Below are 12,342 nucleotides of genomic sequence, written 5' to 3' on the forward strand. Positions count from 1 at the left end.
GCGGCGGGTGAGGACGCCCTCACCAGGCCCGAGCCGTACAACATGTCCAAAGACGCCCGCCATATGTGACGGTCCGGACGGGCAGGCACCATGCTGATCAGCGCCTAACATGGGACGGGAACCCATTGTCGCGCTCGTGAGGAAAGACCGTGTCCAGCAGCACCCCCGAAGTCACCGACACCGCCGTCACCGGCACCGCCCGCGTGAAGCGCGGCATGGCCGAGATGCTCAAGGGCGGCGTAATCATGGACGTCGTCACCCCGGAGCAGGCCAAGATCGCTGAGGACGCCGGCGCGGTCGCCGTCATGGCCCTTGAGCGTGTGCCCGCCGACATCCGCGCCGAGGGCGGCGTGTCGCGCATGAGCGACCCCGACATGATCGACGGCATCATCGCGGGCGTCTCGATCCCCGTCATGGCCAAGGCCCGCATCGGCCACTTCGTCGAGGCCCAGGTGCTCCAGGCCATCGGCGTCGACTACGTCGACGAGTCCGAGGTGCTCACCCCGGCCGACGAGGCCAACCACATCGACAAGTGGGCCTTCACCGTGCCCTTCGTCTGCGGGGCCACCAACCTCGGCGAGGCCCTGCGCCGCATCGCCGAGGGCGCCGCGATGATCCGCTCCAAGGGCGAGGCCGGCACCGGCAACGTCGTGGAGGCCACCCGCCACATGCGGCAGATCCGCGGCGACATCAAGCGCCTGGCCGCGCTCGACGAGGCCGAGCTCTACGCCGCCGCCAAGGAGCTCCGCGCCCCCTACGAGCTCGTCGCCGAGATCGCCAAGACCGGCAAGCTGCCCGTCGTGCTGTTCACCGCGGGCGGCATCGCCACCCCGGCCGACGCCGCGATGATGATGCAGCTCGGCGCCGAGGGCGTGTTCGTCGGCTCGGGCATCTTCAAGTCCGGTGACCCGGCCAAGCGTGCGGCCGCGATCGTCAAGGCCACCACGTTCTACGATGACCCCGACGTCATCGCCAAGGTCTCCCGGGGCCTGGGCGAGGCCATGGTCGGCATCAACCTCGCCACCCTGCCCGACTCCGAGCGTCTCGCCACCCGAGGCTGGTAACCGTCTCCGCTCTCCGGCGCCCCGCTCCGTGGGGTGCCGGAGCACGCGATTGATCGTCCGGAAATATCCCCTCTGACCTGGGTGTCCCTATACCCGGCGTTTGCTGTGAATAGTTGATGATCGTCATGTGATCGACCGGCGATCGTTCCTCGTGATGGGGCTGGCATCGGGGGTGCCGCCTCTGCGCGCGTCCTTCGGTGACCCCTTCACGCTCGGCGTGGCCAGCGGGGATCCCGCCCCCGACGGCTTCGTCCTGTGGACGCGCCTCGCCCCGGTGCCCCTCGCCGAAGACGGATTCGGCGGCATGCCCCCCGCCCCGGTGCCGGTCTACTGGGAGATCGCCGCCGACCCCGCCTGCGCGCGGGTGATACGGCGCGGCACGGAGGAGGCCGTACGCGACTGGGCGCACAGCGTGCACGCCGAGATCACCGGGCTGGAGCCGGGACGGGAGTACTGGTACCGCTTCAAGGCCGGGCCGTACGTCTCGCCCATCGGGCGCGCGCTGACCGCGCCCGCGTCCGCCTCGCTCCCCGCCTCGCTCAACCTGGCCGTCACCTCGTGCGCCAACTTCCAGCACGGGCACTTCACCGCCTACACAAGGATGGCGCAGGAACGCCCCGACCTGGTGCTGCACCTCGGCGACTACATCTACGAGCACGGCAAGGGCGAGCACCAGTGCCCGGGCGGCAACGTACGCGAGCACGAAGGGCCGGAGGCCAAGACGCTGACGGGATACCGGCGCCGGCACGCCCTCTACAAGACCGACCCCGACCTGCGCACGGCCCACGCGGCGTCGCCGTGGGTGGTGATCATGGACGATCACGAGGTCCGCAACAACTGGATGAGCCTGCTGCCGGCCGCCCGGCGCGAAGCCGCGTTCCACGCCTACTACGAGCACATGCCCCTGCGCAGGACCGCCCTGCCGCAGGGCTCGGCCATCAAGCTCTACCGGCGCCTGCGGTGGGGGAGCCTCGCCACCCTCCACCTGCTCGACACCCGCCAGTACCGCGACCCGGCGCTCTGCGGCGCCGGATTCAGGGCGTGCCCCGAGACACTGGGCCAGGACCGCACGATCATCGGGGCCGAGCAGGAGCGGTGGCTGCTCGAAGGGTTCCGGGAGTCGAAGGCGCTGTGGGACATCATCGGCCAGCAGGTGTTCTTCGGCCACCGCGGCAAGAACTCCAGATCGGGGAAGGTCGTCAGGCAGGACGCCTGGGACGGTTACGCCGGGTCGCGGACCAGGGTGACCCGCGGCTGGGTCGACGCGGGGGTGCGCAACGCCGTCGTTCTCACCGGTGACGTGCACTCGCACTGGGCCGGCGACCTCGTCCTCGACTACGAGGACTCCTCGTCCCGCGTGGTCGGCACCGAGTTCGCGGTCACCTCGGTCAGCAGCGGCGGCGACGGCCATGACCTCGATCGCGCCAGGGACTCGCTGCTCGCGGAGAACCCGCACCTGCGGTTCCACCTGCGGCAACGGGGTTACCTCATGCTCAAGGTGGAGCCCACCGTGCTCACCGCGGACTTCAAGATCGTGCGGTACGTCAGCATCCCCGGCGCCCCCGCCGTGCGCGCCGCCGCCTTCCTCGTCGCGGACAAGGCCCCCAGGCTCCTGCGGCAGACCTGACCGGTCTCCCGATCACGCTCGTGCGTGAGGGAAGCCGCAGGCCGTTTGGGACGTTGTTCCGCATGGCCGTACGCTTCGGAACGTACGCGTTCCACGGGGATCCGCACACGGGGACGGCGCCGGGAAGGCGCCGCCCGGGGGAGCGGCCACTGCGAGGGCGCCGGCCCGGCCGCAGGAGACGGCTCCGGGCCGCGGCCTCGAGCGTGGTGAGCATTCGAGCAGTGATGGAGAGGAACACCGGTGACGTCTGCGCCGACGATCGGCGTACTCGCCCTGCAGGGCGACGTGCGTGAACACGTCCGCTCGCTTGAGGCCGCCGGCGCGAGCGCCGTGGCCGTCAGGCGGCCGGCGGAGCTCGAAGCGGTGGACGGATTGGTACTCCCCGGCGGGGAGTCCACGACCATGTGGAAGCTCGCCGACGCGTTCGACCTGCTTGAACCGCTGCGCATGCGCGTCAAGTCGGGCATGCCCGCCTACGGCTCCTGCGCCGGCATGATCTTGCTGGCCGACCGCATCGAGGGCGGCATCGAGGGCCAGCAGACGCTCGGCGGCATCGACATGGTGGTGCGTCGCAACGCCTTCGGCCGCCAAGTCGACTCTTTTGAGGCATCCTTGGACTTCGCGGGACGTGGTCTCATGCGCGCCGTCTTCATCCGGGCCCCCTGGGTCGAGTCCGTCGGCGCGGATGTCGAGGTGCTGGGACTGGCCGAGCCGGGAGATAGGATCGTCGCGGTCCGGCAGGGACCTCTGCTCGCGACGTCCTTCCACCCTGAGCTGACCGGGGACACGCGGGTTCATTCGTATTTTGTCGAGATGGTGAGGGAGCTCTAGCCGATGTCCGGCCACTCCAAATGGGCGACGACGAAGCACAAGAAGGCCGTGATCGACGCCAAGCGCGGCAAGCTTTTCGCCAAGCTCATCAAGAACATCGAGGTGGCGGCCCGGACCGGTGGGCCCGACCCGGACGGCAACCCGACGCTGTATGACGCCATCCAGAAGGCGCGCAAGAGTTCGGTGCCGGTGGACAACATCGAGCGCGCCCGCAAGCGCGGCGGCGGCCTGGAGGCCGGCGGCGCCGACTGGCAGACCATCATGTACGAGGGCTACGCGCCCGGCGGTGTCGCGGTGCTGGTCGAGTGCCTGACCGACAACCGCAACCGCGCGGCCTCCGAGGTACGCGTGGCCATGACCCGCAACGGCGGTTCCATGGCCGACCCCGGCTCGGTGTCCTACATGTTCAACCGCAAGGGCGTCGTGATCGTCCCCAAGGGCGACCTCAGCGAGGACGACGTGCTCACGGCCGTCCTGGACGCCGGCGCCGAGGAGGTCAACGACCTGGGCGACTCCTTCGAGGTCGTGTCCGAGGCCGGTGACCTGGTCCCGGTCCGAAAGGCCCTGCAGGACTCCGGCATCGACTACGACTCGGCCGAGAGCGGCTTCCTGCCGACGATGAGCGTTCCCGTCGACGAGGACGCCGCGCGCAAGGTGTTCCGCCTCATCGACGCCCTGGAGGACAGCGACGACGTGCAGAACGTCTACGCCAACTTCGACGTCTCCGACGATGTCCTGGCCAAGCTCGACTGATCCACCCGTGCCACGGCGCGCCCCCGGCCCGGGCCGGGGGTGGCGGCCGGGACGGCGAGAAAAGGCGAACGGGCCAGGTCGGGGGGCGAAAACGATTCGACCGGCCATTGGCGTGGGCCATAGGTTGGGTGGTCGTGGACATTCGTGATGTGACGGCCGACGACCTCGACGCCGTGCTCGACGGCCGCAAGCGCGCCTTCGGCCTCCTGCCCGCGGACAGCATCGAGCCGTGGCGGGCCAGGGTGACGCCGTCGCTGGCGCAGGGCCGCTACCTCGGCGTCTTCGACGGCGGCCGCTTGCTCGGCGCCGCCCGGATCCACTCCTACGACCAGTGGTGGCACGGCCGCCCGGTGTCGATGGGCGGGGTCGCCGGCGTCACCGTCGCCCCGGAAGATCGCGGACGGGGCGTCGGCCGCTTCCTGATGCGGGGCGTGCTGGAGCGTTGCGCCGAGCTCGGCCACGTCGTCTCCGCGCTCTACCCCGCCACCACCCCGCTCTACCGCGGCCTGGGCTGGGAGCACGCCGGGTCCCGCAACCGCGTCACGCTGCCCGCCGAGGCCCTTCGCACGCTGGGCGCCCGCGACGGCGGCGTCAAGCTCAGGCGCATGGCCCCGGACGACGCCCCCGAGCTGCGCGGCATGATCGAGCGGGTCTACGCCGCCACGCGCGCCTCGGGGCCGCTGGGCTGGGAGGAGCGCCTCATCCGCCTGTGGCTGCAGGACGAGGACGACTTCGCCTACATGGCCGACGACGGGTTCGTCCTCTACCGCTGGAGTGGCGGGGACATCGACGTGGACAACCTGGTGGCCGGGTCAGAGGCGACGGCGCGGGCCCTGTGGTCGCTCGTCGGCACGGCCTCCTCCATCGCCACGACGGTGACGGCGAGCCTGGAGCCCGACGACCCGGTGCTGTGGCTGCTGCGCGAGCGGTCCGATGACTCGGTCGAGCAGGCCCGCTGGATGTTCCGCCTCGTCGACCTTCCGTCCGCCGTGGCCCGGCGCGGCTACCCCGCCGGAGTCGAGGTCGACGCCGTGGTCGAGGTGGACGACCCGCAGCGTCCGGCCAACTCCGGCGTGTGGCGCCTTTCCGTCTCCGATGGCCACGGCGCCGCCATCCTCGTCACGGCGCCGCCGGGTGCCGAAGTGCCCCGCTTGACCATCGGCGGCATGTCCGCCCTGTTCGCGGGCGTCCACAGCAGCGCCCTGCGCCGCGCCGGGCTGCTCACCGGCGGTGCACCGGAGATCGACGACCTGCTCGGCGCCGCCTTCGCCGCCAAGCCGTACATGATCGATTACTTCTGATCCGCGCCACCGGCGGGCTTCGGGGGCGGCGTGTTGGTGGTGCGCCGCCGTGGTGGCCGGGGTAGAGTTCGGGGCCGAACAGGTGTTCGGCGGTCTGGGGAGGCGTGTCGGTGCGGCTACCTGAGCTGCGGGTGATGGGGGTCGACCCCGGGCTGACCCGCTGCGGCCTCGGTGCCGTCGAAGGGCGCGCCGGCGGCGCGCTGACACTGGTCAAGGTCGGCGTCGCGCGCACTCCCGCCGGTGACGACATCGGCTCGCGCCTGGTCGCGATCGAGGGCGAGATCGAGCGCTGGCTCGACGAGATCAAGCCCGACGCCGTCGCGGTGGAGCGGGTCTTCAGCCAGAGCAACCTCCGCACGGTGATGGGCACCGCCCAGGCCTCCGCCGTGGCCATCGTCTGCGCCGCCCGGCGTGGCCTGCCCGTCGCGCTGCACACGCCCTCCGAGGTGAAGGCCGCGATCACCGGGTACGGCAACGCGGACAAGGCCCAGGTCGGCGCGATGGTCACCCGGCTGCTCCGGCTCGACGCCATGCCCAAGCCCGCGGACGCCGCCGACGCCCTGGCCCTCGCCATCTGCCACATCTGGCGCGGCAGTACCCAGAACCGCCTGGCCGAGGCCCTGGCCAAGGCTAAGAGCGCCGCCCGGCCGCAAGGCGCCCCGTCACGGCGGGCGCCCGGTGCGACAGGAGCCCGCGGCGTTCCCGGCGCCTCCGGGGCGGCGGGCACGTCCGGCGCCGGTTCCGCGAAGGGAGCGGCTCTGTGATCGCTTCGGTCTCCGGGCGCGTCGCCGCGATCGCCCCCGACTCGGCGGTGGTCGAGGTCGGCGGGGTCGGCATCCTCGTCCACTGCACGCCGGGCACGCTGGCGACGCTCCACCCGGGGGAGCAGGCCCGCCTGGCCACCTCCCTGGTGGTCCGTGAAGACTCGCTCACGCTGTTCGGCTTCGGCACCGACGACGAGCGCGCGGTGTTCGAGATGGTGCAGACCGCCTCGGGCGTCGGCCCGAAGCTCGCGCTGGCCATGCTCGCCGTCCACACGCCCAACGCCCTGCGGGTCGCGGTGGCGAGCGCCGACGTCAAGGCGCTCACCATGGTCCCCGGCGTCGGGCAGAAGGGCGCGCAGCGCATCATCCTGGAGCTGAAGGACAGGCTCGGCACCCCTGACGCCGCCGTCACCGCCGCGCTCAACGGCAGGGCCAAGAAGCCGGCCTGGCGCGAGCAGGTGCACGCCGGGCTCGTCGGCCTCGGATACTCCGCCAAGGACGCCGACGAGGCCATCGCGGTCGTGTCGCCCGAAGCCGACGCGGATCTGGCGGCCGGGCGCACCCCGGCCGTCGCGGCCCTGTTGAAAGCGGCCCTGCGGGCCCTGAGCGTTCGATAGGGGGCACCACATGAGCCTGGACAGAGATCTTGTGTCCCCCGACGCCGAGGGCGACGAGCAGGCGATCGAGTCCGCGCTGCGGCCCAAGCGGCTGAGCGAGTTCATCGGCCAGGGCAGGGTGCGCGAGCAGCTTTCCCTGGTGCTGGAGAGCGCCGTCCGCCGCAACCGGCCGCCCGACCACGTCCTGATGAGCGGGTCGCCGGGGCTGGGCAAGACCACGCTGGCGATGATCATCGCGGCCGAGCTGGGCATGCCGCTCCGGCTCACCTCCGGGCCCGCGCTGGAGCGGGCCGGAGACCTGGCGGCGATCCTCTCGACCCTGTCCGAGGGCGAGGTGCTGTTCATCGACGAGATCCACCGCATGGCCCGTCCCGCCGAGGAGATGCTCTACCTCGCCATGGAGGACTTCCGGGTCGACATCGTGGTGGGCAAGGGGCCGGGGGCCACCGCGATCCCCCTGGAGATCGCCCCCTTCACCCTGGTCGGGGCGACCACCCGGGCCGGCCTGCTGCCCGCCCCGCTGCGCGACCGGTTCGGCTTCGTCGCCCACATGGACTTCTACGACGTCGAGGAGCTGGAGCAGGTGCTGCGCCGATCGTCGCGCCTGCTGTCGCTCGACCTTCCCGACGAGGGGGCGCACGAGATCGCCCGCAGGTCGCGTGGCACGCCCCGCATCGCCAACCGCCTGCTCAGACGGGTGCGCGACTTCTCCGAGGTGCGCACCGACGGTCTCATCACCAGGGACATCGCCTCCGCGGCCCTCAACCTCTACGAGGTCGACGCCGAAGGGCTCGACCGCCTCGATCGCGCCGTTCTCGGGGCCCTGCTGCGCAAGTTCGGGGGTGGTCCCGTCGGCCTGTCCACGCTCGCGGTGGCCGTGGGGGAGGAGCCCGAGACCGTCGAGGTCGTCGCCGAGCCCTTCCTCGTACGCCAGGGTTTGCTCGCCCGCACTCCCCGCGGACGGGTGGCGACGGCGTCCGCCTGGGCACACCTGGGCCTGACGCCGCCTCCGGAGGCCTTCGGCGCGATCGGCCACCCCTCGCTCTTCGACGATCCCGGCCAGGCGTCCTGACCGGCGGGCCTGACAACGAGCCGCCGGAGGCGACGATGGCTCGCCGGCCCTGGTCGAACGTCGTTTCCCTGCTCCGACGGGCTTTCTCGCGCTCACCGGGCCGGCCACGGCTGAAACTTTCAAGTTCGCTGTATCGGCTGGTCACAGATCGGTGACAACGGGAACTTTCCAGCGTGCCGGAGCGTGGGTTCGTTGCCGGGCATTGACAAGCTCGCCTAAACTCCGTGGCTTGGCCGCCGCGTACGCTGACGAGTCAGCGTGCGGCCGTGTCGTCGCCGCCAGACCTCCGGCTCCAGGCCGGTCAGTTCTTACCGGAAGGAAGCCCCGTGCAGGGCCTTGGATCATTCGTGCCACTGATCTTGCTGGTCGTGGTCTTTTATTTCCTGCTCATCCGCCCGCAGCGCAAGCGGCAGCAGGAGCAGGCGCAGATGCAGAGCAGCCTGACGCCGGGCTCCAGGGTGATGACCACCACGGGCCTGTTCGCGACCGTCGCGGCCGTCGAGGACGACGACGTGGTCCTCGAAATCGCGCCCGGCGTGCAGACCCGCTGGATCAAGGCCGCCATCGGCCGCGTGCTGACGCCGGTGGAGGAGGAGACGGTGGACAATGGAAAAGATGTACCTGACACCATCGCCGACGAGACGGTGATCGACACCCCTGACCGCAGGGGAGACGAGGGCTCGACTAACACGAAGTCCTGAGTAGGCTCACCGCAAACCCCTTGACGAAAGAACTGACCACCAGTGGCCCGATCGACCAGTAGCCAGAGTAAGCCGGGACGTGTGCTCCTGGCGCTTCTGGCCCTCATCCTCGCCATGGGCGCGACGATGGCCCTGCAAAGGGCGTTCGTCCCGAAGTATGCGCTCGACCTCGCCGGCGGCACCACGGTGACGCTGTCCCCGGTCACGCAGAGCGGCGCGGCTCCTTCCCAGGAAAGCCTCGACCTGGCCGTCAACATCATCCGTGAGCGGGTGAACGGGACCGGCCTGTCCGACGCCGACGTCGCCAAGTCGGGTGACAACATCGTCATCTCCGTGCCCGGAGCGGGGACGGAGGCGGTCGTCAAGCTCATCGGCACCACGGCCGAGCTGCGGTTCCGTCAAGTCCTCGCGGTGGCGCCGGCCAACGCCATGCCGGGCAAGCTGCCGACCGCCCCCGCCACGCCGGTGCCGTCCGGCAGCCCCTCGCCCACGGGCTCGGCCAAGCCGTCATCGACGGCCAAGCCCTCGTCGACGGCCAAGCCGGCGCCGACCGGCACGCCCGCCGGGCGGGCGCTGTCCTCGGCGCTGACCGCTCCGACGCCCGCGCCGTCCGCGTCGGGCTCGGGCAAGCCGGCCAAGCCGAGCGGCGGGGCGACTCCGCAGCCGACCGCGCCGTCGGGCCAGCCCGCGGACCCCGCCTCCGAGGACCCGTTCGCCGGGGTCGACTTCACCGGCGTGGACCCCGCGGTCGTCGAGCAGTTCAAGAAGCTCGACTGCACCAAGAAGGACCGCGGCCAGGGCGCCCAGGACGATCCGAACAAGCAGTTCGTCGCCTGTAGCGACGACGGTGCGGCCAAGTACGTCCTGGAGAAGGCGGCGGTGAAGGGCACGGAGGTCTCCGGCGCCTCATCGGGCGTCGACTCCACCACGGGCGAGTGGGTCGTCTCGGTCAACTTCAAGAGCCAAGGCGCCAGCCAGTTCTCGCAGATCACCGGGCAGATCACCTCTGCACCTCAGCCGCGCAACCAGCTCGCCATGGTCCTCGACGGCGTCGTCATCTCGGCTCCCGTCATCGAGGAGCCGATCCCCGGCGGCCAGGCCCGCATCTCCGGCAGCTTCACGCAGAAGACCGCCGGCGACCTGGCCAACCAGCTGAAGTACGGCGCGCTGCCGCTGAAGTTCCAGCAGAGCTCGATCGAGGAGGTCTCCTCCACGCTCGGCTCCGACCAGCTTCAGGGCGGCCTGCTGGCGGGTGGCATCGGCCTCATCCTGGTCGTGCTCTACTCCCTGCTGTACTACCGGGGCCTTGGCCTGGTCGCGGTGGCCAGCCTCGCGGTGGCGTCGATCCTGACCTACCAGGCGGTGGTCCTGCTGGGCCACAACGCCAACTTCCGGCTGTCGCTGCCGCACATCATCGGCCTGATCGTCTCGATCGGTATCACCGCCGACTCCTTCATCGTCTACTTCGAACGCATGCGTGACGAGATGAAGGAGGGCAGGAGATCCCTCCGGGTGGCCGTCGAGGTGGCCTGGGTGCGAGCGCGGCGCACGATCCTGATCGCCGACGCGGTCATGTTCATCGCGGCCCTGGTGCTCTACTTCCTGGCCGTGGGCGGCGTCGCCGGGTTCGCCTTCGCGATGGGTCTCACCACTCTGATCGACATCGCCGTGGTGTTCCTGTTCACCAAGCCGTTCGTCGCGGCGCTGGCCAAGCTGTCATTCTTCGCCAAGGGCCACAGGCTCTCCGGACTGGACGCCGAGCGCATGAGCCGCGAGCCGTCCGACGTCCGCACGACCGTTCCGCAGGAGGGCTGATGTCGCGCATCGGGGTAATCGGGCGCCGCCTGTACCGCGGCGAGGTCGACATCGACTTCGTCGGGCGCTACAAGCTGTGGTACAGCCTGTCCGGGCTGCTGCTGTTGATCTCCATCGCCGGCCTGGTCTTCCAGAACCTCAACCTGGGCGTCGAGTTCAAGGGCGGATCGGTCTTCAGCTTCACCAAGCCCGCGACGTCCACCATCCAGGAAGTGCGGTCCACGGTCGAGGGCGCCGGGGTTCACCAGGTCATCGTGCAGGAGGCGGGCAAGCGCTGGCGGGTGACCACCGAGAGCCTCACGCCCTCCGAGGTCACCCGGGTCCAGAACGTCATCTCCGACAAGTTCAAGGTCGCGGGCGACCAGGTCGACAAGCAGATCATCGGTGCCACCTGGGGTGGTGAGGTGCTGAGGAAGGCCGTCATCGGCCTGATCGTCTTCATGATCGCGATCATCCTGTACCTCACGATGGCCTTCGAGTGGAAGATGGCGCTCGCGGCGGTGGTCGCTCTGATCCACGACCTGGTCATCACCGCAGGCGTCTACGCATGGTCGGGGTTCGAGGTGACACCGGCGACCATGCTGGGCTTCCTCACGATCCTCGGTTACTCGTTGTACGACGCGGTGGTCGTCTTCGACATGATCAAGGAGGTCACGGCCAAGCTCGGCACCGCCTCCAAGATGACCTACACCGAGGCCGCCAACAACGCGCTGAACCACACGCTGATCCGGTCGCTGAACACCTCGCTGGTGGCGATCCTGCCGGTGGCGGCGATCCTGTTCATCGGCACCACGCTGTTCGGCGCGGGCACGCTGAAGGACCTGTCGCTCGCCCTGTTCGTCGGCATGATCGTCGGTACCTACTCCTCGCTGTGCGTGGCCACCCCGCTGCTGGTGCGCCTCAAGGAGCGCGAGCCCAAGTACCTGGCGATCGCCAAGCGGCTCCACTCCAGCCGTGGCTCCGCCGTCAAGGACGCCGCCCGGGCCAAGGGCATGCAGCCCGCCGCGGCCACCTCCACGGGTTCGTCGAACGGCGCGGTCGCCTCGGCCAAGCGAAAGAAGCGTTAGCAAGGCACGTCCTCGGCGCCCCCGTGATCCCATCGGAAACCACGGGGGCGCTTCGCTCTGCCTGAAGGGACCCCCGCATGACCGACCTCGTCACCACCATCCTCAGCCGCATCAGGGACGTGCCCGACTATCCCCAGGCGGGTGTGGTCTTCAAGGACATCACCCCCTTGCTCGCCGACCACACCGCGTTCTCCGCCGTGATCGACGCGCTCGCCCTCGATCTGGACGTCGACAAGGTCGTCGGCATCGAGGCCCGGGGCTTCATCCTGGCGGCACCGGTCGCCTACCAAGCGGGCGCCGGATTTGTGCCTGTCCGGAAAAAGGGCAAACTCCCTGCCGAGACGTTCGAAGGGTCATACGATCTGGAGTACGGCTCCGCCGTCATCGAGGTGCACCGCGACGCGTTCGCTCCGGGCGACCGCGTGCTCATCGTCGACGACGTGCTCGCCACGGGCGGCACCGCTCGGGCGGCGGTGGAGCTGGTCAGCCGGGCGGGTGCCGAGGTCGTGGGCTTCTCCGTGCTGATGGAGCTCGCCTTCCTCAGGGGCCGAGACCGCCTGGGCGACGTCGATGTGCGCGCCTTGGTGGCCGTTTGATCCACTCCCGCGAGGTCGGTGTCCCCAGCGTGGATACACTGGAGGATCTGGACTCGACGTGAGGAGTCTGAGTGCCCCGTGATGTGGCCTTGCCCGAAGTGACCGACACCCCTGAGCCGGTTTCCGCGCCCGCG

At 70.2% G+C, this 12,342-nt stretch carries 12 protein-coding genes; all 12 read left to right on the plus strand.

The genetic code is table 11. From position 1 onward, the window contains the following. Positions 1-149 precede the first annotated feature (149 nt). The 12 genes from pdxS to ABD810_RS30950 all read left to right on the plus strand — a co-directional run bounded on the left by pdxS (position 150) and on the right by ABD810_RS30950 (position 12,208). Positions 150-1,064, plus strand: a complete 915-nt coding sequence (gene pdxS, locus ABD810_RS30895; RefSeq protein ID WP_344948529.1) for a pyridoxal 5'-phosphate synthase lyase subunit PdxS — start codon at positions 150-152, stop codon at positions 1,062-1,064. A gap of 127 nt (positions 1,065-1,191) precedes the next feature. Continuing rightward, positions 1,192-2,691, plus strand: a complete 1,500-nt coding sequence (locus ABD810_RS30900; RefSeq protein WP_344948532.1) for an alkaline phosphatase D family protein — start codon at positions 1,192-1,194, stop codon at positions 2,689-2,691. 240 nt (positions 2,692-2,931) lie between these two features. Further along, positions 2,932-3,522: a pyridoxal 5'-phosphate synthase glutaminase subunit PdxT gene (gene pdxT, locus ABD810_RS30905; protein WP_344948535.1), complete on the plus strand. Its 591-nt coding sequence runs from the start codon at positions 2,932-2,934 to the stop codon at positions 3,520-3,522. 3 nt (positions 3,523-3,525) lie between these two features. Then, positions 3,526-4,275: a YebC/PmpR family DNA-binding transcriptional regulator gene (locus tag ABD810_RS30910; protein WP_344948538.1), complete on the plus strand. Its 750-nt coding sequence runs from the start codon at positions 3,526-3,528 to the stop codon at positions 4,273-4,275. A gap of 134 nt (positions 4,276-4,409) precedes the next feature. After that, positions 4,410-5,576 carry a GNAT family N-acetyltransferase gene (locus ABD810_RS30915; protein ID WP_344948540.1) on the plus strand — a complete coding sequence of 389 codons (1,167 nt, stop codon included), beginning with the start codon at positions 4,410-4,412 and terminating at the stop codon, positions 5,574-5,576. 125 nt (positions 5,577-5,701) lie between these two features. Then, a complete protein-coding gene (gene ruvC / locus ABD810_RS30920) occupies positions 5,702-6,340 on the plus strand; it encodes a crossover junction endodeoxyribonuclease RuvC (RefSeq protein ID WP_344948693.1) in 639 nt (212 codons plus the stop codon). Further along, on the plus strand, positions 6,337-6,957 hold the full coding sequence (gene ruvA / locus ABD810_RS30925; protein WP_344948542.1) for a Holliday junction branch migration protein RuvA: 621 nt from the start codon (positions 6,337-6,339) through the stop codon (positions 6,955-6,957). The genes ruvC and ruvA overlap by 4 nt, the downstream gene beginning before the upstream one ends. Before the next feature lie 10 nt (positions 6,958-6,967). Further along, positions 6,968-8,029, plus strand: a complete 1,062-nt coding sequence (gene ruvB, locus ABD810_RS30930; protein WP_344948545.1) for a Holliday junction branch migration DNA helicase RuvB — start codon at positions 6,968-6,970, stop codon at positions 8,027-8,029. Positions 8,030-8,355: 326 nt separating this feature from the next. Continuing rightward, positions 8,356-8,730 (plus strand): preprotein translocase subunit YajC, encoded by a 375-nt coding sequence (gene yajC, locus ABD810_RS30935; protein ID WP_344948548.1) that lies wholly within the window; start codon positions 8,356-8,358, stop codon positions 8,728-8,730. Between the two features lie 81 nt (positions 8,731-8,811). After that, positions 8,812-10,545 carry a protein translocase subunit SecD gene (gene secD, locus ABD810_RS30940; RefSeq protein ID WP_344948550.1) on the plus strand — a complete coding sequence of 578 codons (1,734 nt, stop codon included), beginning with the start codon at positions 8,812-8,814 and terminating at the stop codon, positions 10,543-10,545. Next, complete coding sequence (secF, locus tag ABD810_RS30945) at positions 10,545-11,612, plus strand: protein translocase subunit SecF (RefSeq protein WP_344948553.1); 1,068 nt, start codon at positions 10,545-10,547, stop codon at positions 11,610-11,612. Before secD ends, secF begins: the two co-directional genes overlap by 1 nt. Positions 11,613-11,689: 77 nt before the next feature. After that, on the plus strand, positions 11,690-12,208 hold the full coding sequence (locus ABD810_RS30950) for an adenine phosphoribosyltransferase (protein WP_344948556.1): 519 nt from the start codon (positions 11,690-11,692) through the stop codon (positions 12,206-12,208). The last annotated feature ends 134 nt before the right edge of the window (positions 12,209-12,342 follow it).

The sequence above is a fragment of the Sphaerisporangium flaviroseum genome, assembly GCF_039537005.1.
GTDB lineage: Bacteria > Actinomycetota > Actinomycetes > Streptosporangiales > Streptosporangiaceae > Sphaerisporangium > Sphaerisporangium flaviroseum.

What these genes read in the sequence shown, in the direction of transcription:
- secF (WP_344948553.1), top strand. Translation starts at nt 10,545, where the DNA reads ATGTCGCGCATCGGGGTAATCGGGCGCCGCCTGTACCGCGGCGAGGTC.
- ABD810_RS30910 (WP_344948538.1), top strand. Translation starts at nt 3,526, where the DNA reads ATGTCCGGCCACTCCAAATGGGCGACGACGAAGCACAAGAAGGCCGTG.
- ruvB (WP_344948545.1), top strand. Translation starts at nt 6,968, where the DNA reads ATGAGCCTGGACAGAGATCTTGTGTCCCCCGACGCCGAGGGCGACGAG.
- ABD810_RS30950 (WP_344948556.1), top strand. Translation starts at nt 11,690, where the DNA reads ATGACCGACCTCGTCACCACCATCCTCAGCCGCATCAGGGACGTGCCC.